Origin of the sequence: Amycolatopsis sp. NPDC057786, assembly GCF_042797905.1 — a bacterium.
GTDB lineage: Bacteria > Actinomycetota > Actinomycetes > Mycobacteriales > Pseudonocardiaceae > Amycolatopsis.
Genome location: NZ_JBHVKW010000004.1, coordinates 52,390 through 75,965 on the forward strand (window position 1 = coordinate 52,390; position 23,576 = coordinate 75,965).

Sequence of the window (23,576 nt, forward strand, 5' to 3'; positions counted from 1 at the left end):
CTGTACGGGTAGCAAAAAGGCCCTTCCCATATCCTTGGGAAGGGCCTTTGAGCTGCTGTGGAGCTGAGGGGAATCGAACCCCTGACCTTCTCGATGCGAACGAGACGCGCTACCAACTGCGCTACAGCCCCTGGTGAAGCTTGCCCCTCGTTGGGAGCTCCATGAGCCTATCAGTGGCTCATGGAGCCCCGAACCAGGGGGGTCACTCTCCGGATGCCCGGCGGAAAGGCCTGGTCCCGGGCTCGTCGAGCTCGTGGAAGGCCGGGTCCTCGTCGTCGAGGTCGACGACGACGGCTTGGCGCCGGAGACGGGACATCGGGGACGGTTTGCGCTCCACGACGGCCGGGCGTTCGGTGGCGACGACCTCGATGTCCTCAGAGGACTCGCGGGACTCGTGGGTTTCGTCGTCCTCGGCCGCCGGGCGGCGCGGGGCGCGGGTGCTGTTGAAGCGGGCGAGGCGGCGCTGCCGGATCTCGTTCTCGATGCGGACCTGACGGCGCAGGTACACGAGGTAGCCGATGAGCACGGCGTCGACGACACCGTTGGCCCACCAGACCGTCGGGGTCAGGAAGCCGGCGACGGCTGCGGTGGTGACCACCAGCACCAGGAGGGCGATGACGATCCGCTGCCGGAACGCGTACTTGGCGCGTGCGGCGATGTCCGCCGCCTCCGGGTCGAATCCGCCCCGGCCTGGCCGGTAGCCGGTGCTCTGCCGTTCTCTTTCGGGCCGGGCCGTACGCGAGGGCTGGGGAAGCGGCTCGGCTTCCGGTGCCTCGTCTTCGAGGTCGGCGTCGAGTTCCGCCTCGAGTTCCGCCAGGTCGTCTTCTACCGATGGTTCCGTGTTCTCCGCCATCGCGAACTCCTCCGGTCCCTCGTGGCGTGTGCTCCCGCTCCGCACGACTCGCGCCGCCAAGGCCGAGTCCGTCGTCCGTGCGACCTGCTGGCGCTTGCGGGCGACCATGGGCACGAGAACGACGAGCCATGCCGCTGCGAGCGCGACGATGATCACCGAACTGGGCATCTCCCGTCACCTCCCCCGATCCACTGCTGTAGTCACGCTAGCCACAACAGTCACACACGCCGCGCAGACTCGCCGGTTTCGATCACGGAAAATGCATCACCAAATTAGGTGAATCTCACACCTTGTGGTAACGCGGTCACCGGAACGCCCCGGTGACGGGGTCAAACGCGCTCCGCGAGGCCCTTCGCGACGAGCCGCGAGACCAGTCCGTCACCGGTCTCCTCCTTGGTGACGGCGTAGCAGAAATGGTCCCGCCAGCCGCCCGCGACGTCGAGGTAGCGCTCGAAAAGTCCCTCTCGCCGGTAGCCCGCTTTGGCGAGAACCCGCAGGCTGGGGGTGTTTTCGGGGCGGACGGTCGCCTCGAGCCGGTGCAGCCCGCCGAAATCGAAGACATGGTCGGTGACGAGGGCGACGGCGCCGGTCGCGACGCCGCCGCGGACGATGTCCGACGACACCCAGTAGCCGATCCAGGCGGATCGGAGCGACGCCCGGATGACGTTACCCACAGTGATCTGCCCGGCGAAGCGTCCATCCACCGTGATGGTGAACGGGAGACATTGCCCGCGCCGGGCGAGGCCGCGCAGGGCCAGCCATTGGGACGGCCACGACCAATACGCGTTGCGATCCGGCCACGGTCCGACGCCGGTCGGTTCCCACATTTCGAGGTGTTCGCGGTCCCGCAGCCGGACGCGGCTCCAGTCGCCGGCGTCCCGCAGCCGGACCGGCCGGACGGCGAGGATCCCGGCGGGCACCCGGAGCGGGCCCAGCTTCGCGGGCCAGCCCGGATGCCTGCTCTCGATCGGATGAGCGACGCCGGAAATCGGTGCGCCCATTACGCCCGCTGGGCCAGGAAGGTCACCTTGACCTGCTCGCCCGCGGCGACCTCGGTGAGGTCTTCGTCGATGTTGATCAGGCAGTTCGCCTCGGCGAGCGACGCGAGCAGATGCGCGCCGGAGGTGCCGAGCGGCTGCACCAGGTACTCGCCGTTGCCCTCGTCGCGCAGCAGCTGACCGCGCAGGAAACCCTTGCGCCCCTTGGTCGAGGTGATCGGGGAGAGCAGCCGCGCGCCGACGATGCGGCGGTGCGGGTTGCGGGTGCCGCGCGCGGCGCGGATCAGCGGGCGGACCAGGACCTCGAACACGACCAGCGCGCTCATCGGGTTGCCGGGGATGAGGAACGTCGGCACCGAGTCGGGGCCGAGCCTGCCGAAGCCCTGCACGGAACCGGGGTGCATGGCGACGCGGGTCATGTCGATGTGGCCGAGGTCCGACAGTGCCGCGTGCACCTCGTCGCCCGCGCTTCCGCCGGCGCCGCCCGCGACGACGACGATCTCCGACATCAGCAGGCGGCCTTCGACGACCTCCCGCAGCCGTTTCGGGTCGCCGGGGACGATGCCGACGCGGCTCACCTCGGCCCCCGCGTCCCGCGCGGCCGCGGACAGCGCGTAGGAGTTGACGTCGTAGACCTGCCCGACGGACGGGGTGCGGTCGATGTCGACCAGTTCGTCGCCCACGGACACGATCGACACCCGCGGCCGCGGGTAGACCAGGACCTTCGCGCGGCCGACCGCGGCGAGCAGGCCGACCTGTGCCGAGCCGATGGTGTCGCCCTTGCGCACGGCGACGTCGCCGATCTGCACGTCCTCGCCGGTCCGGCGCACGTAGGCCGCCGACGGCACGGATTTGTGCACGGTGACCTTGGCCTGGTGGCCGTCGGTGTAGGCGGTCGGGACGACGGCGTCGGCGAGCGTGGGCAGCGGCGCGCCGGTGTCGACCCGCACGGCCTGGCCGGGCTGCAACCGCCGCGGCTGGCGGGAACCGGCGGCGATCTCGCCGACCACGGGCAGCTGCACCGGCTCCTGGCCCGCGGCGCGGACGTCGACGCTTCGCACCGCGTAGCCGTCGACGGCGGCCTGGTCGAAACCGGGCAGCGCGTGTTCGGCGACGACCTCTTCGGCGCACAGGAGGCCTTGGGCCTCGGAGATGGCGACCCGGACCGGGCGCGGGCGCACCGCGGCGTCCAGGGTCAGCGAGATCTGATCCTCGACGGAACGGAACTGTCCCGCGTCTTCGGTCTCGGCCGCTTCGGCGATGGGCTCCGTCATGACTGGGGGATCTCGATCCGTTCGTTCGACCAGGCACGCGATGTGGGCCCGTCGGTGAACTGAAGTTCACCACCGTTACCAGGAGTGATGCGGTCCGAAGCCGCGGAAATCGCCCGATCGGGCAAGCTCCTCGTGGTCCGTGCCGCCGGGGTGGTCGCTGCGCCTGTCATAGGCGTGAAGCCTAACCTGACCGCGTGGTCGAGCCTGGCAATGAACACCTGAGCAAAGCGGAGTGGCGTTCCCGGATAACCGCCGAACGACGTTCGCAGGTGTCGGAAACACGGGTTCGCGAGGCGGTGGCGCTCGCCGCCGCGGCCGCCCGGCTGCCGGGCGAGGTCGTGTGCGCCTACGTCCCCTTCGGTACCGAACCGGGATCGACGGCACTGCTTGATCAACTTGTCGACCAGGGAAAACGGGTGCTGCTGCCGATCGTCCCCGACACGCCGGGGCCGCTGGAGTGGGCCGCGTTCGAGGGCCCGTCGAGTCTCGGGCCCGGCAGGCTGCGGGGACTGCTCGAACCGACCGGCCGCCGGCTCGGTCCCGACACGCTGGGGACGGCCGATCTGGTTCTGATCCCCGCGCTCGCCGTCGACGACGAAGGTGTCCGGCTCGGCCGGGGTGCCGGGTATTACGACCGGTCGCTCTCCTTCGCCGCGCCGGACGCCGCGCTGATCGCCGTCGTCCGGGACGCCGAACTCGTGCGTGAATTGCCCGCGGAACCGCATGACGTCCGCATGACCGGGGTCCTGACCCCGGAGCACGGCCTGGCGCCGCGACCGGTAATAGACTGACGCCTGTTCGCGGAGCTGAGACGTAGCCGGGAAAGTGACCCTGAGCGTGAACCCGCCCCGGCCGCGGGCCCCGCTATCACGATGGCAGGTATGACGAGGCCGCGTCCCGCCGACGTCGATCGCGGCCGCGGGTTCACCACCGGACACTGACGCCCGACGCAGTGGTTCAGAAAGGGCACAATGAGCTCTGACGCGCACCTGTCCGATCAGTTCGCCGAAACGCTGTCGAAAATGCGTTCCGCGGGGGCCCACGCCATGGAGCTGGCCGCCCTGCGACGGCGCCTCGAGCAGCTGTCCGAACCCGGCGCCGGCCAATTGCCGGGAAGCGAACTCGAACCGCTCGAGGACATCAGCAAGCTCGTCGACATGCCTGAGCCGGACGCCGAAGAAGGGCGCCGCGTCCTGGACCGCACCGCGGTTCTGAAGCTCAACGGCGGGCTGGGCACGAGCATGGGGCTCACCGGGCCGAAGTCGCTGCTGGAGATCAAGCCGGGCAAGACGTTCCTCGACGTCATCGCCATGCAGGTGCTCTCCATCCGCGAGAAGTACAACGCGCGGCTTCCGCTGATCCTGATGAATTCGGCGGGCACTCGCGAACCTTCGCTGGAGTTGCTGAAGAAGTACCCCGATCTCGCCGACGACGTCATCCCGGCCGACTTCCTCCAGGGCCGCGAGCCGAAGATCACCGCCGACGGACGGCCAGCCGAATGGCCGTCGAACCCGGAACTCGAATGGTGCCCGCCGGGACACGGTGACATCTACATCGCGCTCGCGGTGAGCGGGATGCTCGAAACGCTGCTGGCGGAGGGCATCCGCTGGTGTTTCGTGTCCAACGCCGACAACCTCGGCGCGCTGCCGGACGCGCGGATCGCCGCGTGGCTCGCGAGCGAGGACATCCCATTCGCGATGGAGACCGTGCTCGGCACCGCAGCCGACCGCAAGGGCGGGCATCTGGCGCGACGTGCGGGCCGGATCGTCCTGCGTGAATCCGCGCAGGTCCCCGACGGCGACGACTCGTTCGGCGACGTCGGCAAGTGGCGGTTCTACAACACCAACAACATCTGGATCGACCTCGAACGCCTGAAGGCCCTGCAGGACGCCGACCCGGCGGCGCCGCATCTGCCGCTGATCGTGAACCGCAAGACCGTCGATCCGGCCGACGCGGCCAGCACGCCGGTGATCCAGCTCGAAACGGCGATGGGCGCGGCGATCGGCTCCGTCGAGGGCGCGCGGGCCATCGAAATCCCGCGGACCCGGTTCGCGCCGGTCAAGACCACCGACGACCTCCTCGTCGTCCGCTCCGACGCGTACGTGCTCGACGAGAGCGGGGAGATGATCCCGGAGTTCACCACCACCCCGCCGGTCGTTTCGCTGAGCAAGGAGTTCTACAAGCTCCTGCCGGACTTCGACGCGCGTATCCCTTCCGCGCCGTCACTCAAGGACTGCACGAGCCTCGCCGTGGACGGTGACGTCACCTTCGGAAAGGGCGTCGTCGTCCGTGGCGACGTGAAGATCACCGGGCCGAAAACCGTTCCGGACGGCGAAGTCCTCTAGACCAGTTGGGCGATGAACACGTATTCGCGTCCTGGACGATCGGGGGCGTCCCGGACGTCCAGGGCGCGAAAACCGTGCTCCGCCAGCAAGGCTTCCACTTCTTCGCGTTCGCGGAACCACAGCGTCGAATCCGAGGTGACGACCTCGCCGTCGGAGAACCGATAGCTGTACCGGAACGACACGAACGGGAGGTTCACCTCGGTGACCTCACGCCACTGTTCGACCTCGCCGACGCCGGGGACGTCGACGACCTCGTGCGCGGTGTCGGCGGCCCAGTCCTCCCACGCGCGGCGACCGGGGCGCCGGATCTCGAAGACCAGGTGGCCGCCCGGTACCAGCGCGGTGCGGCTACCTTCGAGCGTCCGGCGCCATTCGGTGTCGGTCAGGAAGACCTGGGCCACGTTCCCGGTCATCACCGCGAGATCTGCGCCGGCGTCACCCACCGCTTTCGCGTCGCCGTGGATCCAGGTGATCTTCCTTTCCGGGTCTTTGGCCTTCGCGACCTCCAATGACGCCTTCGCGGGATCGACACCGACGACCTCGATCCCTCGCGCGGCAAGGAGAACGGCCAGGCAGCCGGTGCCGCAGCCGACGTCGAGCACTCTCTTCGCCCCGAGTTCGCCGATGATGCCGAGGTAGTGCTCCAGATCGTCGCGAGCGCCGTCGAAGGCGTCGTAGATCGGTGCGAGCCGGGCGTGGGCGAAGAGCGCGTCAGGCATTCGGCGACGATAGTTCCAGGACGCGTTCGCGGGCCACGGATTTACGGTCGCGCCGCCAGGCCCGTTCGCCCAGCGCCGCCAGGAAGGCGGGCAGCAGCACGCCGCGGATCAGGGTGGCGTCGATCAGGACGGCGACCGCCATCCCGACGCCCATCATCTTGTACTCGATCGCGCTCAACGTGATGAAGACGCTGAACACGCCGACCATGATCACCGCCGCCCCGCTGACCACCCCCGCGCTCGTGCCGGTGCCGCGGACGATCGCGGTGACGGCACCTTCGGCCCGTCGTTCGCGGATCCGGCTGAGGATGAAGATGTGGTAGTCCATGCTCAGCCCGAGCAGCAGGACGAACATGAACATCGGCAGCCAGCCCACCACTCCGCCGTACGGGGTGAAGCCCAGCAGGGAAGCGAAATGGCCGTCCTGGAAGATCCAGGTGAGCACGCCGTAGGCCGCGCCGATCGACAGCAGGTTCAGCACGATCGACACCAGCGCCACCGGCACGGACCGGAAAGCCCGCAGCAGCAACAAGAACGCCGCGAGCAGGACGAAACCGAAGACCAGCGGCATCCGCTCGATCACCCGGTCGGCGAAGTCGCGGGCGTTCGCCGTGCGGCCCGACACCGCGAACTCGACGCCGTCCACCTTGCCGATCGTTTCGGGAAGTACTTCGGTGCGCAGTTTCGCGAGCGCGGCGTCGGCTTCCGCGTCGCGGCCCGCGCCGGACAGCGGGACACGGACGACCACGGCCTGGTCGACGTTCGCCACGGCGATGGGTTTGTTCAGCACACCGGAGGATTCACCGATCCGTCGTTCGAGATCCGTGATCGCCGCCCGGAGCGCCGGGCTGTCGACCGGGCCGCCGCGTTCGGCCGTCAGCACCACCGTGGCGGGGTAGACCACGCCCGGAAAGGCTTCCTGGGTGCGGACGGCGGCGTCGATCGCCGCCATCGAGCGTGGCAGGCTCTCCGCCGGGGTCGGATCCTGCAGGCGCATGCCGAGCGCGGGCAGCGTCAGCAGGATGAGCAGCGCGGTCGCGAGCCCGCCCCACAACGCCGGCCGCCGGGTGACCACGCGAGCTGTCGCGGACCAGAACCGCGACTTCTCCGCGGCGGTGCGCCGCTTGCCCAGCCAGGGAATCCGCCCGCGATCGACCTTGTCACCCAGCAGGGAGAGCAGTGCCGGCAGCACGGTGACCCCGCCGAGCACGGCCAGCCCGACCACGAACGCCGTGCTGATCGCGAGCCCGGTGAAGTTGTCGAGTCCGGTGAACACGAGCCCGCCCACGCACAGGACGACCGTGACGCCGGAGACGACCACGACATGCCCGGAGGTGCGCGCCGCGACGCGGATCGCGTCGTCGACGGAGTGGCCGCGCGCGCGTTCTTCCCGTTGCCGCCTGAGGAAGAACAGCGAATAGTCGACGCCCACCGCCATCCCGATGAGCAGGGTGATCACCGTCGTCGCGCTGTTGATCGGGGTGAAGTCGTCGACGACGGAGAGGAAGCCGAACGTCGCCGCGACGCTCGTTCCCGCCAGGAGCAGCGGGACCGAGGCGGCGACAAGCGCCCCGAAGACGATCAGCAGGATCACCAGGGTCAGTGGCAGGGAAAGCAGTTCCGAACGTTGGACGTCCTCCCGGATGCCCTTGTCGACCACGGTCGACAGGCTGAGGTCCCCGGACTGGCTCAACCGGACCGAAGGATGCCGGGCGGCGACCTCGGCCACTCGCGCCGTCGCGGTCTCGAAGTTCGGGCGGACGTCCTTCTCCCCGCCCGCGACCGAAAACCCGACGAGTCCGGACGTGCCGTCGGCCGAGATCCGCTCGCCGTCGGCCGGTGGTGAGCGGACGTCGGTGACGGCGCCGGACCCGGTGAGCGTGGTGACCAGGTCTTCGGTCGCCCGCCGGAGTTCTTCGTTCGCGGCGAACGGCGGCGAGCCGGGCTCCTTCGCCGCGACGAGGACGTTCTCGCGTAAGGGATCGAAGGTGCTTTGCGCGTTCAGCGCGGTCTGTGCGCGGCCGGACTCGCCGGGATCGGTGCTGCGGCGGCTTTCACCGTCCAGCAGCATTCCCGACAGCAGGGCGACGACCACGAGGGCGACCCAGCCGACGAGGGTGAGCGCGCGATGCCGCAGGGACCACGCGGCGATCTTTTCGGGCAGCATGAACTACAGTCCTTTGCGTGAAGGAGTGAGATGCCTCGGGCGAGGTTTTTGCTTCTTCCTTCCTGGGCCGTCGAGCGGCAACTCGGCGGCCCAGGGTCTTTCACCGGCCGGTCAGTCGACCTCCTTGAGGATCCGCTCGACCGTGCCCACGCTCTTCCGCAGATCCGCGAGGCGTCCGTCGAGTTCGGTGAGTTTGCGTTCGGTCTCTTCCTGCGCCTGGACGGCCTTCTCGGCGAGCCTGCGGTATTCCTGCTCGCGCGCGAGCGCGCCCTTGGCCCGGATGGTCGCGCCGAACTGCCACACGATCACGGTGATCACCACGGTGAGGAACACGAAGATGCCGATCAGCCCGGCGACCTCCTGCCATTGATGCCAGTTCACGCTCGTTCCCCCTCGTCACCCGGTGCCGGTGCGCTCAGTGTCGGCGCCGCGGCGGCGATGGCGTCCGGGCCCAGTTCGACCAGGAACGGTTTCACCTCGTAGAACTTCATCGCCTTCCCGTCCTCCGACAGCTCCAATGTGGCCGAAACGAGCCCGGCCGCCTCCAGTTTGCGCAGGTGGAGCTGCAACAGTGCCCGGCTGATGCCGAGCTCTCGCGCCAGCTGGCTGACATACGCGCGTTCCACGCGCAACGCCGCGACGATCCGCAGCCGGTGCGGATTCGCCAGCGCCCCCAGCAGCCGCAGCAGCTCGTCGCCGGACGGTCCGGTGGCGGTCATGCCGAGCCCCTCCTGTACATGCCAAAGAAATCTAGCAGGTGCTGACTTGATCTACCAGGTGCTCGAGCCAGACGTTCGGTTCGACGTAGACGCCGACGTCCAGCGCCGAGGAGGCGAGCACCGGCGCGATCCCGCCCGGCACGTCCGTGAGGCCGTCCCGGAGGTCGACGCCGGTCCACGCCTTCCACTGGGCGAAGGTGCCCGTGACCGTCATGGCGAACGGCGCCACTTTGACGAACCGCGCACCGAGCCGTTCATGCGTGCGCAGCCACGGATCCTCCGGCATCCCGTCCGCGCGACGGCGGGCGATGTAGTCCTCAAAGGACAGTCCTGGTTCGTTCTCCTTCCCGGCCGGGCGGACCGGCACGACGAGGTTGCGCATTCCTGTTTCCGAGGCGCGCTTTTTCAATGCTTGCAACGCTTTCACCGCCAGGCCGCCGCCACGGCGACCGGGTGCGACCAACACTTCGAGTGCGACCAGCGTCTTCGTCTCACGGGTGCTCATCAGATCTTCCGCGGCCCAGATCAGGGCGGCGTCCCAGCCGTGGTCCGGCAGCTCCGGGCGTTCGGCCGTGGGGAACCCGACCGGGACGGCGGCCGCTCTCGCCACCGGTACGCCGTCTTCCAGCAGTACGAGGAAGTATTCCGGCCAGCGGGCGGCCAGGTGGGACGACTTCGCCAGCAGGCCCGCCAGGCCGTGCTGGAGGAATTCGCCGCCGACACCGCCGAGGGCGAGCGCGGGCTCGCGCAAGTCGGGCCGGGTGGCCAGGTCTTCGATCACGATCATGTCCTCAGTAGACCCGAGGACACGCGATTCTCACGAGGTGGTTTCGGGCACGGAATCGTCCGTGCGAGGTGATGCGACCGGTCAGCGCACGGGCAGCGCGCGGCGCCGTCCGGTGATACCGGTGGTGTTGAGGTTGGCGCGCTCGCCGGCGGAGTGCCCGTCGAGGTAGCCGCTGCCGGACAAACGCCGCGGCGGCGCCGAGCGCAGGTCTCCGTACTGCTCGTCGTACGCCTGCTTGACCATCGCCGTCCGGTCCTGGATCACGAGTTCGGCCGAACGGTGCCCGGCCGCGGCCTGATGGGTCCGGGCGGCGGTGTCCTCACTGTTGCGGAGCCGTTCGTAGACCGCGCCGGAGAACCCGTGCAGCCAGGTTCGCCGGTACGCCGCCAGCGATTCGCCCGCGAACACCCGGTTCTCCGGGCGGACCCGGGTCAGCTGGGTGGTCGCCTGCAGCAGCAGGCTCGTGTACAGCAGCTCCGTGCGTTCCAGATCGGAGCGGAAACCGAACACCGTCACCGCGGTGACCGACTGGCCGAGCCGGTGCAGCAGGGCCCGGCAGCGCAGCGGATGCGCGATGTTCGTGAGCAGCCCCGCCTTGTCCCGGCTGTACGGGTTGTCGAGCGGGATCATGATCTGGGTGATCTCGTCCGCGGTCGCCCCGGAGGCGGCCAGCAGCGCCTGATCGATGCCGTACCGGGCGATCAGTTCGGCGGCCTTGGTGTTGTACGACTCGGCTTCGGCCTCGGTGACCGCCGGGTCCTCCGCCTTCGCGAGGAGTTTCCGGACGCGCGCGAGCAGCGTGTCATGGTCGGGCATGGCCCTCCTTCCTGATTGGGTTGGAGCGGATCAATCTAGGAGAGAGGTCCGACAATATTCGGGTGAGCTGTCGCCGATCCCGGCAAGGGGGCACTATGGCGGTCGACGTGTCGGTGGTCGGTTCCGGCCCGAACGGGCTCGCGGCGGCGGTCCTGCTGGTCAGAGCGGGGCTGACGGTCGAAGTACACGAGGCGGCGGACGAGATCGGCGGCGGGACGCGCACGGCTTCGCTGTTCGAAGGCGAGGTCCGTCACGATATCTGTGCCACCGGGCATCCACTGGCCGCGGCCTCCCCGTTCTTCCGCTGGTTCGATCTCGCCGCGCACGGTGTCGATCTCCTGCGGCCGGAGATCGCGTACGCGCATCCTCTGGACGGTGGCCGCGCCGGGCTCGCCTACGAAGATCTCGACCGGACCTGTGACGCCCTCGGCGCGGACGGCCCCCGGTGGCGTCGACTGCTGGGGCCGCTGGCCGGACACAGCCGCGAACTGGCCGAAATCCTGCTCGGGGACCTTCGTCATCCTCCCCGTGATCCTCGGGTCGCCGCCCTTCTCCCGGCCAGGATCGCGATGCTCGCCGCCGGTCTGGAGCGCCGCCTGTTCACCGGCCCGGAAGCACCCGCTCTCCTCGCCGGAGTCGCCGCGCACGTGATGGGCCGTCAGCCCTCGCTCGCCGCGGCAGGCGCGACACTCCTGCTGGGCCACCTGGCGCACTCGACCGGCTGGCCGATCGCCCGCGGCGGCAGCCAGGCCATCACCGAAGCGCTCGCCGCCGACGTCCGCGCGCGAGGCGGTCGGATCCACACCGGCAGCCGGATCACCGATCTGCGGCAACTCGCGAAGTCCCGCACGGTGATCCTCGACGTGGCACCGCGCGGTTTCCTCGAAATCGCCCGCGATCTGCTTCCGTCGCGTTACCGGAGGGCGCTGGAGTCCTATCGCTACGGGCCCGGCGTGGCGAAGGTCGATTTCCTGGTTTCCGAACCGGTTCCATGGGCGGTTCCGGAGGTCGGCAAAGCGGGCACCGTCCATCTCGGAGGCACGCGGGACGAGGTCTTCGCCGCCGAAAACGCCATCGCGCGCGGGAACGATCCGGACGACCGGTTCGTGCTCGTTTCGGATCCGATGGCGCTCGACCCGTCCCGTGGGCTGCCGGGGAAACGGCCGGTCTGGGCGTATTGCCATGTGCCGCAGGGAGATCCGCGTGACGTCACGGAGCTGATCCGGCGGCGGATCGAGCGCTTCGCGCCCGGATTCTCGGACACGGTGCTGGCGAGCCGCTGTCTCACCGCGCCGGAACTCGAGGCCTACAACGCGAACTACCCCGGCGGTGACGTCGCCGCCGGTGCGGTGGATCTGCGGCAGGTGCTCGGACGGCCGGTCGCCCGGTGGAACACGCATCGGACCCCGCTCGGTGGTGTCTTCCTGTGTTCGGCGGCGACGGCGCCGGGGCCCGGCGTGCACGGGATGGGTGGCTGGCATGCCGCGAAATCCGTACTGGGCAAGGACTTCCCGGTTCAGAGGTAAGGCGATGTGGCGCGGCCACCGTCTCTGCCGTCGAAGCCTTCTTCGCCGGGATGGGTAAGTCGAATATGTCGTGGTGTGAGCCCAGCCGCCCGTAAGCAGATCACGACGCCGATCGTCCATAAAGGACTCCGAGGTCTCGTGTGTGGCAATGGTCATTTATAGAGGGGTAAGGCAAACGTGGCGTAGGGACCCTTCGCGGGCTTCCGTCGTCGTTGGCGAGGTGGCCGGCGCGGCTGAGTGGCCGGGGCGAAGGCTCCCTTCATCGCATCAGACGCAGCGAAGGGAACCTTCACGCCACCACCGACCCCGCCCCCGACATATTTGACTTACCCCTCAATAACCCTCTTCAACACTCACGACCCCCTAGTCAGGGACAGTCGAGAACTTGCCAGGTCTCCCTTGGTGAAGCCGCTTCCGCCGCCAAGGCAACCGGTTCAGCCCAGATAGGCGTCCAGGGTGACGGCCAACGCCCTTTCCGGTGTCGGCGCGAAGCTCGCGCCGGCCAGCCCGCCCCAGAGCCACAGCTGGGCGAGGCCGTGCAGCGACGCCCACAGCGACGACGCGAGCAGCCTCGGATCGGTCGCGGGATGCCAGCCGCCGTCCTGCAGTTCGGCGACCATCGCGGCGAAGAAGTCGAACACCGCACTGCTGACCCGTGTGAGTTCGGGATCGTCCGCGTCGATGAGGTCGCGGCGGAACATCAGCTCGAACATCGCCGGATTGGCCAGTGCGAAATCGAGATAGCCGTGGCAGGCCGCGATGAGCCGTTCGCGCGGTGTCCCGTCCGGCAGGCCGGTGCCGCGATCGAGCAGTTCGGTGTAGCCGCGGGTGGCGACCGCCGAAAGCAGGGCCGCGCGGCCGGGGAAATGCCGCAGCGGCGCGCCGTGCGAAACGCCGGCGGCCTTGGCGATCCCGCGCAGCGTCACGGCGCCGACGCCCTCTTCGGCCAGTAGATTCGCCGCGGTGTCGATCAGGCGGGTTCGGGCGCCCACGACCGGGTCTCCTCGTGGACGGGAAGGAGTTCGGGGCGCTTCGGCAGGAAACCGTCGCCAGGCTGGCGGCCGCTGAGCCGGTTGCGGAAGCGGGTGACCGCGACCGGGAGGACCTCCCGCGTCAGCCAGCGCAGATCCGCGCGCAGGCCGGGGCGTCCCGCCGGCCCGGGCAGCGGGGCGAGCCAGGCCGGGTCGTGGGAGACGCCGAGCTTGCCGAGGACGTGCCCGGCCAGGCGTCGATGGCCCTGCTCGGACAGATGCAGCCGGTCCGGGCCGAAATAGCGGGAATCGTGCGCGGCGTCGTCCGGCCAGAGGTCGACGAGGGTCGCACCGTAGCTGACGGACGCCTCGCGGACTGCGTCGTTCAGCGCGGTGAGACGCGGGCGCATGCGGTGGCCCATCGGCATGCGATGGGAGATGTCGCTGAGGGTGAAGGTGACGACCACCGGCGCGATCTCGGTGCAGGCGCGGATGGCCGTGTCGACGCGGCGGGCGACCGTGCGCGCGTCCCAGCCGCGGCTCATCACGTCGTTGCCGCCGCCGAACAAGGCGATCAGATCCGGCTGGAGCCTGGTCGCCGCCGGGGTCTGCTCGGCGTGGATCTGGTCGAGCCTGCGGCCGCGGACCGCGAGGTTGGCATAGCGGAAACCGGGCTCCTCCTCCGCGAGACGGGCCGCGACGAAGTCCGCCCAGCCACGGTAGAAGCCACCAGACGGATGGGGATCGGCCAGCCCTTCGGCGCAGCTGTCGCCGAGCGCGACGAAACGTTGGTAGCCCATCCAGATCTCCGTAACCGCGAGTTCACCTTGTGGACACTGTCTATCAAACTGATGTAGACGCTGTCTACTCGGCCTGGGCCTGGCAGGCTCGGGTCATGATCGACGACGTCGCGAAAGAGTGCTTGCACGGCGAACTGCGAGAGGTCCGCGAGGTGCTGCTCCAGAAGCTCGAAGGGCTGGGCGAGTACGAGATCCGCCGTCCACTGACCCGGACCGGAACCAACCTGCTCGGTTTGGTCAAACACCTGGCGCTCTGGGAAGCCCGCTACTTCGGCGAGGTCTTCGACCGGCCGTTCCCCGAATCCCTGCCCCGGTGGGACGACCTCGGGCAACGCGGCGCCGACCTGTGGGTCACCGAGCAGGAGACCCGCGAGGCGGTCATAGGCCGCTACCGGCGCGCTTGGGCGCACTCGGACGCGACGATCGGGGCTCTGGCCCTTGATGCGCCCGGTCACGTGCCCTGGTGGCCGCGACCGCACGTGACGCTGGTCGACGTCCTGGTCCACATGCTCACCGAGACCAGCCGTCACGCCGGGCACGCCGACATCCTGCGTGAACAGCTGGACGGCCCGACCGACGCCTTCTGGGAAGCGCGCCGCGACCGGATCGAGCAAGCAGCCGTCAAATCCGCCCGGACAGAACGCGGGCTCGATGGGTGAAGGCGACAGCGCGTCGCGGATCGCCGTCCGGGAGGACCCGGCACAGCGCGTCGACGATCTCCAGGTCGTCGGCTCCGCTCGGGGTCTCCCAGTACGACCACAGCGCCGCGGCGTCCCCACTGCCGAGCACGACCCGCCGGACCGACGCGGTGACCGACTCGCGTTCCTCACGCACGGCCGGCGACTCCGATTCGGACAGTAGCGGGCCTCGGAACGCGTTCGCGGCCCCGGCGACGTCGCCTCGTTTGAGCGCCGCTCGGACACGCAGGAAATCGGCGTCGACCTCGGCGGAAAGCCGGTACGGCCGCGTCTGCACGATGTCGGAGCCGAGTTGTGTCCGCAGCCGGTGGATCTCCGCGCGCACGGTCACCGGATTGCCGCTCTCACCGTAGAGCAACAGGGCGAGCCGCTCCGCCGAGAGACCGCCAGGGTGCAGGGCGAGCAGAGTGAGGATCTCCGCGTGCCGCAAGGTGAACGGCACGTCGCGACCGTCCACTGTGGTCGTTGGCGGCCCGTCGGTGAGGAACTCCAGCGCGAGCCGCGGACGCTTCGACGGGCCCCGGTTCCGCAAGCGCAGCAGGTAACCCTCGCTCAACGGCTCCACCGTGCCGAGCCGTCCGTCGGGCAGGGTGACCGCGCCGCCGCCGGGCCGGATGTCCACAGTGGAGGGAAGATCGCCGCAGGCTTCGGCCGCCAGTACGCGTCCCTTCGCGGAAAGCAGGGCGCCCGGCGCGCCGCGCAATGCCTCCAGATGGGTCATGTTCGCGGCGCGCAGCCGCTCGTCGCGCATCGCGAGCCGGGCCCGCAACTGGCCCTCGGCGAGCTGCGCGGCCGCCGTGACCAGCGCGAGCATCGCGGGATGGACCGTCCGCAACGGGCCGCTGACGTCGATCGACCCGAGCAGCGCGCCGGTCTCCGGATCGCGCACGGGCGCGGCCGCGCAGGTCCAGCCGTGATAGGTGCGCACCAGGTGCTCGGCCGAGTAGATCTGCACCGGTTCCCCGGTGGCGAGCGTGGTGCCCATCGCGTTCGTCCCGATGACGTCTTCACTCCACCGGGTGCCTTCGGCGAGCATCACGCCGTCCGCGCGCCGCAGCACGCCCGCCGCGCCCTCACGCCACAGGATGTGCCCGGCGGCGTCGGTCACGATCATCATGTGCTCGGCGTCGTCGGCGATGCTCACCAGCGTCTGCCGCAGGATCGGCAGCACCGGCGCCAGCGGATGCTCCTCCCGCAGGCCGCTCACCTCACCGGAGTCGTAGACCAGTGGCGCGACGCCCTTGTCCGGATCGACGCGCGCGGCGAGCGAGCGATTCCACGAAGCCGACACGATCGACCTGGGGGAACGCGGCGCGGGAACACCGGAGAGGACGGCGTCGTGGACGTCCTTCAGCAGCCGCGCGTACGCCTGAGGGTCACGCGGCGACGCTTCACCTCCGGGCAGCTCCGCCACGTTTCCGAGGATAGGTGACCGCGCTCACTTCATTGCAACGTCCGTGCAACCTCACCCGCCCTAGCTTCGCCGTCATCCGTCACCCCTAGCGATGAGGCAGGAAAGATGGCCAAGTACGCGGCACCGAACACCGAAGGCAGCGTCGTCAGCTACGAGTCGCGCTACGACCACTACATCGGAGGCGAGTACGTACCGCCCGCGAGCGGTCAGTACTTCGAGAACCCCACCCCGGTGACCGGACAGGTGTTCACCGAGGTCGCCCGCGGCACCGCCGCCGACATCGACCGCGCGCTCGACGCGGCCGAGGGCGCGGCCGCGGCCTGGGGCCGGACGTCGGTGGACGAGCGGGCGAACGTGCTGCTCCGGATCGCCGACCGGATGGAACAGAACCTCGAGGCGATCGCCGTCGCCGAATCGTGGGAGAACGGCAAACCGGTCCGCGAGACCCTCGCCGCCGACATCCCCCTCGCGATCGACCACTTCCGCTACTTCGCCGGCGCCCTGCGCGCCCAGGAGGGCGGCATCTCGCAGATCGACGACAACACCGTCGCCTACCACTTCCACGAGCCGCTCGGCGTCGTCGGCCAGATCATCCCGTGGAACTTCCCGCTGCTGATGGCGGTCTGGAAGCTGGCGCCCGCGCTCGCCGCGGGCAACGCGATCGTGCTCAAGCCTGCCGAGCAGACCCCGGCGTCGATCCACCTGCTGATGTCGCTCATCGGCGATCTGATCCCGCCGGGCGTGCTGAACATCGTCAACGGCTTCGGCGTCGAGGCGGGCAAGCCGCTCGCGTCGAGCAACCGTGTGCGGAAGGTCGCCTTCACCGGCGAGACCACCACCGGACGGCTGATCCTGCAGTACGCCAGCGAGAACATCATCCCGGTCACCGTCGAACTCGGTGGCAAGAGCCCGAACATCTTCTTCGACGACGTCGCCGCGGCCAACGACGCGTTCTACGACAAGGCGCAGGAAGGGTTCGCGCTCTTCGCGCTGAACCAGGGCGAGGTCTGCACCTGCCCGTCGCGGGCGCTGATCCAGTCCGGTATCTACGACCGGTTCCTCGGCGACGCCGTCGAGCGGGTCAAGAAGATCAAGCAGGGCCACCCGCTCGACACCGAGACGCAGATCGGCGCGCAAGCCTCCAATGACCAGCTGGAGAAGATCCTTTCCTACATCGACATCGGCCAGAAGGAGGGCGCGAAGATCCTCACCGGTGGCGAGCGCAGCGACCTCGGCGGCGAACTGTCCGGCGGCTACTACGTGCAACCGACGGTTTTCGAAGGCGACAACAAGATGCGCATCTTCCAGGAGGAGATCTTCGGCCCGGTCGTCTCGGTGGCGAGGTTCGACGACTACGCCGACGCGCTGAAGATCGCCAACGACACGCTGTACGGCCTCGGCGCCGGTGTCTGGTCGCGCGACGGCAACACCGCCTACCGCGCCGGCCGCGACATCCAGGCGGGCCGGGTGTGGGTCAACAACTACCACGCCTACCCCGCGCACGCGGCCTTCGGCGGCTACAAGGCGTCCGGGATCGGGCGCGAGAACCACAAGATGATGCTGGACCACTACCAGCAGACCAAGAACATGCTGGTGTCCTATTCGGACAGTGCGCTCGGGTTCTTCTGATGGCCGAGCGGGTCGGCTTGACACCGGCCGCCGCGGAGCTGCTGCGGCGGCTGGTGTCACTCCACGGGCCGGTGATGTTCCACCAGTCCGGCGGATGCTGCGACGGGAGTGCCCCGATGTGTTACCCGGCGGGCGAATTCCGCACCGGGGCGTCCGACGTCCACCTTGGTGACCTGAGCGTCGACGGTATCGACGACGTTCCGGTGTGGATGTCGGGGCCCCAGTTCGAATACTGGAAGCACACGCATCTGACCATCGACGTCGTTCCCGGCCGGGGGAGCGGATTCTCCTTGGAGGCGCCTGAAGGAGTCCGCTTCCTGGTCCGATCCAGGCTGTTCAGCGATGAGGAATCGGCTGAGCTGAACGGCCGAGCAACGCGATGAGCCGATCGCCCGGTCCGGCGTCCGGCGGTGCCTCGACAGCGTGGTCGAAGGCGCCGCCGGGCCCGCGCACCGGCATCACATCGGGGTAGCGGCTCGCCACCTTCAACGCGGCTGTCGCGAGTTCGTCGTCCCAGCGGTGTTCACGGCCGAGCGCGGTGTCGAGGTCCCAGTGGTGGGTGAGCGTGTCGACGAACAGCACGGCCAAGACGTTCTTTCCAGGGAGCGGGCCGAAGCTCCCGAAGTCGAAGGTCTTCTCCAGCGCCTGGGAGTCGAAGGCCGCGAGGAATTCGGCGGAACTCTCTTCGTAGGACCTGGCGAGGTCGCCGTCGGCCGACGGCCGGGCCTTCACCGGGTGGCCGGTCGCCTGCGCGGTGCGGGAGTCGTGCCCCTCGATCAGGTGTTTCACGATGTCGCGGACGGTCCACTCGGCGCAGGGGGTCGAGCGGTCCCAGTCGTCGGCGCCGATTCCGGTGATCGTGGTCCCGGCGGCGCGATGGGCTCTTGTCGTGAGCGAGATGAGATCCATGGCGGCAATGTATACGAACGGTCGTGCTATCTTCTAGGGTGTGAGCACTCTCGAAGTGAACGAGGTCTTCGTCGGGCGGCCGTCGGTGCTGGGAATGAAGCGCGACGTCCCCGTGTACAGCGCCATCGCGAAGTCGCGGGTGGACGCGCCGTCTTTGCGCTTGGACGAGATCAATCTGGCCGGTGACGACCAAGCGGACCGGAGTGTCCACGGCGGTGTCGACAAAGCGGTTTACGTCTACCCGGCGACGCACTACCCGGCCTGGGCCGAGCAGGGCTTCCCGGCGGTCGCGGGCGATTTCGGGGAGAACGCGTCGGTGACGGGCGCCGACGAATACGACGTGCGGGTCGGTGACATCTGGGCCTGGGGAGACGCACTGGTCCAGGTCTCACAGCCGCGCACGCCGTGCTTCAAGCTCGCGATGAAGACCGGGCGCAAGGACGTCATCCCGGCCATGATCGATTCCGGGCGCAGCGGCTGGTACCTGCGGGTGCTCCGGACGGGCGAGGTCCCCACGTCGGGACGCATGACGCTCGAAGAACGCGATCCGGCGAGCCCGACGATCGCCGAGGTCTACGTCGCGTCGTTCACGAACGTCGCCCAGCTGGACGACGAGCGTCGTGACGCGTACTGGTCGCTGCTGGACCGGGTGCTCGCGGCGCCGGCGCTCACCCGGCAGTACCGTGACGGCCTGGAATCGGCGAAGCGACGGCGAGAGGAACGGAATGCCGGTTGACGGCCGGGTGGCCCGTGGTGACGCGACGAGGCGGGTCGTGCTTCGGCGCGCCGTCGACATCGCGTCCGTGGAAGGGCTCGACGGGTTGTCGCTTGGCAGGCTCGCGACCGAACTGGAATTGAGCAAATCCGGGGTGTTCGCGTTGTTCGGTTCCAAGGAGGAACTGCAGCTCGCGGCGGTCGAGACGGCGAGCGCGATCTTCGCGGAGAACGTCGTCGAGCCGACTTTGCGGGTCGAGCGGGGGATCGCGCGGTTGCGCGCGCTGTGCGCGAACTGGCTCGACTACTCGGAACGCCGGGTGTTCCCGGGCGGCTGCTTCTTCTTCAACACCGGCGCCGAGTTCGACGCGCGGACCGGCCGGGTCCACGACGCGGTCGCGAACGCGAGCCGCGCCTTCGCCCAGTTCATCCGGTCCACCGTCGTCGAGGCGCGGAAGGCGGGGCATCTGCGGGAATCCGTCGATGTGAACAGGCTGGCCTTCGAACTGAACGCCCTCGGGCGGGCCGCGAACGCCGACTCGGTGATGTTCGGCGGTACGGAGCCCTACGCGCTGGCCAGGGCTGCCATCACCGCCCGCCTCGACGCCGCCGCCGTGCAATGAAAGGTCCTTTCCTTGCAAATTTCGCAAGGAAAGGACCTTTCATTGCGCGCTACTTCCAGTCGACCTGCGTGGACCGATAGAAGTCGATGCCCTGCTGAACCCAGCGCGGGCTCTGCTTCGCCAGCCGGAGCCGGTAGGCGTCCCAGGTCCGGGAGTCCTTCGGCGACCAGCCGATCTCGGCGTACCCCGGAAGCCTCGGGAACGCCATGAATTCGATGTGGTCACTGGTGATCAGCGTTTCCGACCACAGCGGCGCCTCGACGCCGATGACGTTCTTCTCCGACACACCCTGCAGATACGTGGCCGGATCCCAGTCGTAACCGGTCTTGACCTCGATCAGCCCGGCCCAGCTCAGCCCGAGCGGTGTCTGCGGGTGGTACTTCATGTCCAGGTACGCCTTGTTCGCTGGCGACATCAGGATCTTGTTGCCGCGCGCCGCCGCCTCGGCCACGTGGGCGTCGGTCCCGGTCGTGCCCCAGAACTGCGGGACGGCCGAAACCGGCGGTTTCGTCTTGGCGATGTCGTGCCAGCCGGTGATCGTCTTGCCGTATTTCGCGACGATCGGATGCACCTTCGTGGCGAAGGTCTGGTAGTCCTCCGGCGTGGTCGAGTGGGCCTCGTCGCCGCCGATGTTGATGTACTTCCCGGGCGTGATCGCCGACAGCTCGCGGATGACGTCGTCGACGAACTTGTAGGTGATGTCCTTGCCGATGCACAGCGAGCTGTAGCCGACCTCGATATCCGTGCGCGGCGGCACCGCCTTGCCGTCACAGTTCAGCTCGGCGTAGGAGTGCTGCGCCGCGTTGGTGTGTCCCGGCATGTCGATCTCGGGAACGATCGTGATGTGCCGCGAAGCCGCGTAGCGCACCAGGTCCTTGTACTGCTCCTGCGTGTAGTAGCCGCCGGGAGCGCCGCCGACGGCCGTCTTGCCGCCCACGGTCGCCAGTTTCGGCCAGCTCTTGATCTCGATCCGCCAGCCCTGGTCGTCGGTCAGGTGCAGGTGGAGGTTGTTGATCTTGTACTGGGCGATCTGGTCGATGTAGAGCTTGACCTGGTCCGGTGTGAAGAAATGCCGGGCCACGTCGAGCATCGCGCTGCGATACCCGAAGCGCGGGTAGTCGAGCACCGTGCCGCCCGAAACCACCCACGAGCGCTTCTGGACGGTCTTCGCCTCGATCGCGGACGGGAGCAGCTGGCGCAACGTCTGCACGCCGAGGAACAGGCCGTCGTCGGTGTTCGCCTTCAAGGTCACGCCGGACCGCGACACCTTGAGCTGGTAACCCTCGGCGCCCACGCGGCCGCTCGCGTGGCCGGTCTCGAGCGAGATGGCGGGGCCGCCGCCGCGGTGACCGCTGACGACGGGCAGCCGGTAGCCGGTGGCGGGCCGGAGCAGGCCTGCCAGGTACTCGGCGACCTGCCTGCCCTCGCGGTCGGTGCGGATGACGGTCGCCGGACCGAGCCGGAAGTCGGAGCGCGGATCGGGTTTCGCGTCCACCGGCGCCGGGACGACGTCGGCGACGGTCCGTTCGGCCTTGACGTGCTGCCCCGCGCTCGCCGTCGCGGGCAGGCCGAGCGTCACGAGACTCAGGACCGCCACGCCGAGCACGGTTCTGGACAGGCGTTTACTCATGGAGCACCTCCGGTCGGATACCTGGAGACTCTCTTCCCCTGAGAAGGTATAGACCAATAGGGCAAACACGACAACACCCGATCGGACCAGTACGCCGTACCGATCACCGGTCACTCGCCGCGCAGAACCGCTTTCAGGGCATCGAGAACGCTCGCGTCTTCGATCGTCGACGGCACCTGTTCGTCGCGGCCGTCGGCGATCCCGCGCATGGTCTTGCGCAGGATCTTCCCGGACCGCGTCTTCGGCAGCGCGTCCACAATGGACACGTCGCGGAACGCCGCGACCGGCCCGATGTCGCGCCGCACGAGCGCGACCAACTCGGCCTTGAGCGTTTCCGCGTCGACGGCGGTGCCCGATTTCAGCACCACGAAGCCACGCGGAAGCTGCCCCTTCAGCTGGTCACGGACCCCGATCACCGCGCATTCGGCGACGGCGGGGTGCGAGGCCAGCACGGCTTCCATCGAACCGGTCGAAAGCCGGTGGCCCGCGACGTTGATGACGTCGTCGGTGCGGCCCATGACGAACAGGTAGCCGTCTTCGTCGACGTATCCGGAGTCACCCGTCAGGTAGTGGCCTTCATACCGCGAAAGGTACGCCTCGCGATACCGCTCGTCGTCCTGCCACAACGTCGGCAGCGAACCCGGCGGGAGCGGCAGCTTGATGGCGATGGCGCCCTCCCGGCCGGCGGGGAGCGGGTCGCCCGCCTGGTCCAGGATCCGCACGTCCCAGCCCGGCACCGGTTTCGTCGCGGAACCGGGTTTGACCGGCATCGGTTCCAGTCCGCGCGGATTCGCCGCGATCGGCCAGCCGGTCTCGGTCTGCCACCAGTGGTCGATCACCGGCACACCGAGTTTCCCGTGCGCCCAGTGGTAGGTCTCCGGATCGAGCCGTTCACCGGCCATGAACAACGTCTTGAATCCGCTGAGCTGGTATTTTTCGATTTCGGCCGCGTCCGGATCGACCTTCTTGATCGCCCGTAACGCCGTCGGCGCGGTGAACAACGCCTTCACCCCGTGGTCGGCGATGACCCGCCAGAACGCGCCCGCGTCCGGCGTATTCACTGGTTTGCCTTCGTACATGACCGTCGTCGCCCCGATCAGGAGCGGCGCGTACACGATGTAGGAATGGCCCACGACCCAGCCGACGTCGGACGCCGTCCACCACACGTCGTCGGGCCGGATGTCGTAGATCGCGCCCATCGACCAGGCCAGCGCGACCGCGTGCCCGCCGGTGTCGCGCACGACGCCCTTCGGCTTCCCCGTGGTGCCGGAGGTGTACAGGATGTACAGCGGGTCTGTGGCCGCGACCGGCACCGGGTCGGCAGGGGAGGCCTTCGCGACGAGTTCGGCCCAGTCGGCGTCGCGTTCGCCCAGTTCAGCGCGCGCACGCTCGCGTTGCAGCACCACGACCTTGTCCGGTTGGTGGACGGTGCCCGCGAGCGCCTCGTCGATGATCGGCTTGTACTCGACGATCCGCGTCGGCTCGATCCCGCACGAAGCGGCCACGATGACCTTGGGTTTCGCGTCTTCGATCCGGGCCGCGAGTTCCTTGGGCGCGAAGCCGCCGAAGACCACCGAGTGCACCGCGCCGAGCCGGGCGCACGCCAGCATCGCGACCGCGGCCTCGGGGACCATCGGCATGTACACGATGACGCGGTCACCCTTCCCGACGCCGAGATCGGCGAGCGCGCCTGCGAAGCGGGCGACTTCGTCCAGCAGTTCCGCGTAGGTGAACCGGCGAACCGAATCGGTGACGGGAGAATCCCAGATCAACGCGGTCCGCTCGCCGCGGCCGTCCCGCACGTGCCGGTCGAGCGCGTTGAACGCGGTGTTCAGCTCCCCGTCCGGGAACCAGCGGTAGAAAGGTGCCTTCGACGCGTCGAGCGCCCGCGTCGGCTGACGGGTCCAGTCGATCGCCTGCGCGGCTTCGAGCCAGAAACCCTCCGGGTCTTCGAGGCTCCGCTGGTACGACTCGGCGTGCATCG

The 23,576-nt window shown here is 68.9% G+C and carries 23 protein-coding genes and 1 tRNA gene; 8 read left to right on the forward strand and 16 right to left on the reverse strand.

Translation table 11 applies throughout. The features are described from left to right. Positions 1-58 precede the first annotated feature (58 nt). From ACFVM3_RS04345 to glp, 4 genes are all read right to left on the reverse strand, one after another. Positions 59-131 (reverse strand) — tRNA-Ala (locus ACFVM3_RS04345). A gap of 71 nt (positions 132-202) precedes the next feature. After that, positions 203-1,021 carry a gephyrin-like molybdotransferase receptor GlpR gene (glpR, locus tag ACFVM3_RS04350; protein WP_378435453.1) on the reverse strand — a complete coding sequence of 273 codons (819 nt, stop codon included), beginning with the start codon at positions 1,019-1,021 and terminating at the stop codon, positions 203-205. A gap of 161 nt (positions 1,022-1,182) precedes the next feature. Next, complete coding sequence (locus ACFVM3_RS04355; protein WP_378435455.1) at positions 1,183-1,854, reverse strand: GNAT family N-acetyltransferase; 672 nt, start codon at positions 1,852-1,854, stop codon at positions 1,183-1,185. Beyond that, the gene (gene glp / locus ACFVM3_RS04360; RefSeq protein ID WP_378435456.1) at positions 1,854-3,125 is read right to left on the reverse strand and encodes a gephyrin-like molybdotransferase Glp; all 1,272 of its coding nucleotides are present in this window, start codon (positions 3,123-3,125) and stop codon (positions 1,854-1,856) included. The genes ACFVM3_RS04355 and glp overlap by 1 nt, the downstream gene beginning before the upstream one ends. Before the next feature lie 218 nt (positions 3,126-3,343). Between glp and ACFVM3_RS04365 the strand changes: the two genes are divergently transcribed. Further along, the gene (locus ACFVM3_RS04365; protein WP_378435716.1) at positions 3,344-3,916 is read left to right on the forward strand and encodes a 5-formyltetrahydrofolate cyclo-ligase; all 573 of its coding nucleotides are present in this window, start codon (positions 3,344-3,346) and stop codon (positions 3,914-3,916) included. A gap of 180 nt (positions 3,917-4,096) precedes the next feature. Next, complete coding sequence (locus tag ACFVM3_RS04370; protein WP_378435458.1) at positions 4,097-5,470, forward strand: UTP--glucose-1-phosphate uridylyltransferase; 1,374 nt, start codon at positions 4,097-4,099, stop codon at positions 5,468-5,470. Here ACFVM3_RS04370 and ACFVM3_RS04375 read toward each other — a convergent pair. The 6 genes from ACFVM3_RS04375 to ACFVM3_RS04400 all read right to left on the reverse strand — a co-directional run bounded on the left by ACFVM3_RS04375 (position 5,467) and on the right by ACFVM3_RS04400 (position 10,678). After that, complete coding sequence (locus ACFVM3_RS04375; RefSeq protein ID WP_378435460.1) at positions 5,467-6,189, reverse strand: class I SAM-dependent methyltransferase; 723 nt, start codon at positions 6,187-6,189, stop codon at positions 5,467-5,469. The genes ACFVM3_RS04370 and ACFVM3_RS04375 overlap by 4 nt on opposite strands. Next, positions 6,182-8,356 carry an MMPL family transporter gene (locus ACFVM3_RS04380; protein ID WP_378435462.1) on the reverse strand — a complete coding sequence of 725 codons (2,175 nt, stop codon included), beginning with the start codon at positions 8,354-8,356 and terminating at the stop codon, positions 6,182-6,184. The genes ACFVM3_RS04375 and ACFVM3_RS04380 overlap by 8 nt, the downstream gene beginning before the upstream one ends. A 111-nt stretch (positions 8,357-8,467) precedes the next feature. Beyond that, positions 8,468-8,737, reverse strand: coding sequence for a hypothetical protein (locus ACFVM3_RS04385; RefSeq protein ID WP_378435463.1), 270 nt, complete (start codon positions 8,735-8,737; stop codon positions 8,468-8,470). Next, a complete protein-coding gene (locus ACFVM3_RS04390; RefSeq protein ID WP_378435465.1) occupies positions 8,734-9,075 on the reverse strand; it encodes an ArsR/SmtB family transcription factor in 342 nt (113 codons plus the stop codon). Before ACFVM3_RS04390 ends, ACFVM3_RS04385 begins: the two co-directional genes overlap by 4 nt. A 31-nt stretch (positions 9,076-9,106) precedes the next feature. Then, entirely contained in the window at positions 9,107-9,862 is a 756-nt protein-coding gene (locus ACFVM3_RS04395; protein ID WP_378435467.1) for a GNAT family N-acetyltransferase, read from the reverse strand. Between the two features lie 81 nt (positions 9,863-9,943). Further along, positions 9,944-10,678, reverse strand: a complete 735-nt coding sequence (locus tag ACFVM3_RS04400) for a DUF2786 domain-containing protein (RefSeq protein WP_378435469.1) — start codon at positions 10,676-10,678, stop codon at positions 9,944-9,946. A gap of 95 nt (positions 10,679-10,773) precedes the next feature. On the opposite strand from ACFVM3_RS04400, the gene ACFVM3_RS04405 reads away from it, so the two are divergent. Next, entirely contained in the window at positions 10,774-12,204 is a 1,431-nt protein-coding gene (locus ACFVM3_RS04405) for a phytoene desaturase family protein (RefSeq protein ID WP_378435471.1), read from the forward strand. A gap of 434 nt (positions 12,205-12,638) precedes the next feature. Here ACFVM3_RS04405 and ACFVM3_RS04410 read toward each other — a convergent pair whose 3' ends face one another. Next, positions 12,639-13,196: a TetR/AcrR family transcriptional regulator gene (locus ACFVM3_RS04410; RefSeq protein WP_378435473.1), complete on the reverse strand. Its 558-nt coding sequence runs from the start codon at positions 13,194-13,196 to the stop codon at positions 12,639-12,641. Then, on the reverse strand, positions 13,175-13,975 hold the full coding sequence (locus ACFVM3_RS04415) for an SGNH/GDSL hydrolase family protein (protein ID WP_378435475.1): 801 nt from the start codon (positions 13,973-13,975) through the stop codon (positions 13,175-13,177). Before ACFVM3_RS04415 ends, ACFVM3_RS04410 begins: the two co-directional genes overlap by 22 nt. Positions 13,976-14,070: 95 nt before the next feature. Between ACFVM3_RS04415 and ACFVM3_RS04420 the strand changes: the two genes are divergently transcribed. Further along, positions 14,071-14,634 (forward strand): DinB family protein, encoded by a 564-nt coding sequence (locus tag ACFVM3_RS04420; protein ID WP_378435477.1) that lies wholly within the window; start codon positions 14,071-14,073, stop codon positions 14,632-14,634. Here ACFVM3_RS04420 and ACFVM3_RS04425 read toward each other — a convergent pair. Further along, positions 14,597-16,087: a GAF domain-containing protein gene (locus ACFVM3_RS04425; protein WP_378435479.1), complete on the reverse strand. Its 1,491-nt coding sequence runs from the start codon at positions 16,085-16,087 to the stop codon at positions 14,597-14,599. The two genes, ACFVM3_RS04420 and ACFVM3_RS04425, sit on opposite strands and share 38 nt — an antisense overlap. A gap of 105 nt (positions 16,088-16,192) precedes the next feature. Between ACFVM3_RS04425 and ACFVM3_RS04430 the strand changes: the two genes are divergently transcribed. Together ACFVM3_RS04430 and ACFVM3_RS04435 are read left to right on the forward strand one after the other, a co-directional pair. Continuing rightward, positions 16,193-17,716, forward strand: coding sequence for an aldehyde dehydrogenase family protein (locus ACFVM3_RS04430; protein WP_037340578.1), 1,524 nt, complete (start codon positions 16,193-16,195; stop codon positions 17,714-17,716). Further along, entirely contained in the window at positions 17,716-18,099 is a 384-nt protein-coding gene (locus tag ACFVM3_RS04435; protein WP_378435480.1) for a DUF779 domain-containing protein, read from the forward strand. The genes ACFVM3_RS04430 and ACFVM3_RS04435 overlap by 1 nt, the downstream gene beginning before the upstream one ends. Here the strand turns inward: ACFVM3_RS04435 and ACFVM3_RS04440 are convergent. Next, complete coding sequence (locus ACFVM3_RS04440) at positions 18,053-18,625, reverse strand: TIGR03086 family metal-binding protein (RefSeq protein ID WP_378435482.1); 573 nt, start codon at positions 18,623-18,625, stop codon at positions 18,053-18,055. The two genes, ACFVM3_RS04435 and ACFVM3_RS04440, sit on opposite strands and share 47 nt — an antisense overlap. A gap of 40 nt (positions 18,626-18,665) precedes the next feature. Here ACFVM3_RS04440 and ACFVM3_RS04445 point away from each other — a divergent pair, with 40 nt between their 5' ends. Both ACFVM3_RS04445 and ACFVM3_RS04450 read left to right on the forward strand, forming a co-directional pair. After that, entirely contained in the window at positions 18,666-19,361 is a 696-nt protein-coding gene (locus ACFVM3_RS04445; RefSeq protein ID WP_378435484.1) for an MOSC domain-containing protein, read from the forward strand. Further along, positions 19,351-19,962 carry a TetR/AcrR family transcriptional regulator gene (locus ACFVM3_RS04450; protein ID WP_378435486.1) on the forward strand — a complete coding sequence of 204 codons (612 nt, stop codon included), beginning with the start codon at positions 19,351-19,353 and terminating at the stop codon, positions 19,960-19,962. Before ACFVM3_RS04445 ends, ACFVM3_RS04450 begins: the two co-directional genes overlap by 11 nt. Before the next feature lie 49 nt (positions 19,963-20,011). Here ACFVM3_RS04450 and ACFVM3_RS04455 read toward each other — a convergent pair whose 3' ends face one another. Beyond that, the gene (locus tag ACFVM3_RS04455) at positions 20,012-21,592 is read right to left on the reverse strand and encodes a beta-N-acetylhexosaminidase (protein WP_378435488.1); all 1,581 of its coding nucleotides are present in this window, start codon (positions 21,590-21,592) and stop codon (positions 20,012-20,014) included. Positions 21,593-21,702: 110 nt separating this feature from the next. Beyond that, positions 21,703-23,574: a propionyl-CoA synthetase gene (locus ACFVM3_RS04460; RefSeq protein ID WP_378435490.1), complete on the reverse strand. Its 1,872-nt coding sequence runs from the start codon at positions 23,572-23,574 to the stop codon at positions 21,703-21,705. Positions 23,575-23,576: the final 2 nt, after the last annotated feature.

Coding starts and splice junctions, on each gene's coding strand:
- ACFVM3_RS04395 (WP_378435467.1), bottom strand. CDS start 9,862: ATGATCGTGATCGAAGACCTGGCCACCCGGCCCGACTTGCGCGAGCCC.
- ACFVM3_RS04405 (WP_378435471.1), top strand. CDS start 10,774: ATGGCGGTCGACGTGTCGGTGGTCGGTTCCGGCCCGAACGGGCTCGCG.
- ACFVM3_RS04380 (WP_378435462.1), bottom strand. CDS start 8,356: ATGCTGCCCGAAAAGATCGCCGCGTGGTCCCTGCGGCATCGCGCGCTC.
- ACFVM3_RS04460 (WP_378435490.1), bottom strand. CDS start 23,574: ATGCACGCCGAGTCGTACCAGCGGAGCCTCGAAGACCCGGAGGGTTTC.
- ACFVM3_RS04455 (WP_378435488.1), bottom strand. CDS start 21,592: ATGAGTAAACGCCTGTCCAGAACCGTGCTCGGCGTGGCGGTCCTGAGT.
- ACFVM3_RS04440 (WP_378435482.1), bottom strand. CDS start 18,625: ATGGATCTCATCTCGCTCACGACAAGAGCCCATCGCGCCGCCGGGACC.
- ACFVM3_RS04415 (WP_378435475.1), bottom strand. CDS start 13,975: ATGGGCTACCAACGTTTCGTCGCGCTCGGCGACAGCTGCGCCGAAGGG.
- ACFVM3_RS04430 (WP_037340578.1), top strand. CDS start 16,193: ATGGCCAAGTACGCGGCACCGAACACCGAAGGCAGCGTCGTCAGCTAC.
- ACFVM3_RS04390 (WP_378435465.1), bottom strand. CDS start 9,075: ATGACCGCCACCGGACCGTCCGGCGACGAGCTGCTGCGGCTGCTGGGG.
- ACFVM3_RS04400 (WP_378435469.1), bottom strand. CDS start 10,678: ATGCCCGACCATGACACGCTGCTCGCGCGCGTCCGGAAACTCCTCGCG.
- ACFVM3_RS04370 (WP_378435458.1), top strand. CDS start 4,097: ATGAGCTCTGACGCGCACCTGTCCGATCAGTTCGCCGAAACGCTGTCG.
- ACFVM3_RS04355 (WP_378435455.1), bottom strand. CDS start 1,854: ATGGGCGCACCGATTTCCGGCGTCGCTCATCCGATCGAGAGCAGGCAT.
- ACFVM3_RS04435 (WP_378435480.1), top strand. CDS start 17,716: ATGGCCGAGCGGGTCGGCTTGACACCGGCCGCCGCGGAGCTGCTGCGG.
- glpR (WP_378435453.1), bottom strand. CDS start 1,021: ATGCCCAGTTCGGTGATCATCGTCGCGCTCGCAGCGGCATGGCTCGTC.
- glp (WP_378435456.1), bottom strand. CDS start 3,125: ATGACGGAGCCCATCGCCGAAGCGGCCGAGACCGAAGACGCGGGACAG.
- ACFVM3_RS04450 (WP_378435486.1), top strand. CDS start 19,351: ATGCCGGTTGACGGCCGGGTGGCCCGTGGTGACGCGACGAGGCGGGTC.
- ACFVM3_RS04420 (WP_378435477.1), top strand. CDS start 14,071: ATGATCGACGACGTCGCGAAAGAGTGCTTGCACGGCGAACTGCGAGAG.
- ACFVM3_RS04375 (WP_378435460.1), bottom strand. CDS start 6,189: ATGCCTGACGCGCTCTTCGCCCACGCCCGGCTCGCACCGATCTACGAC.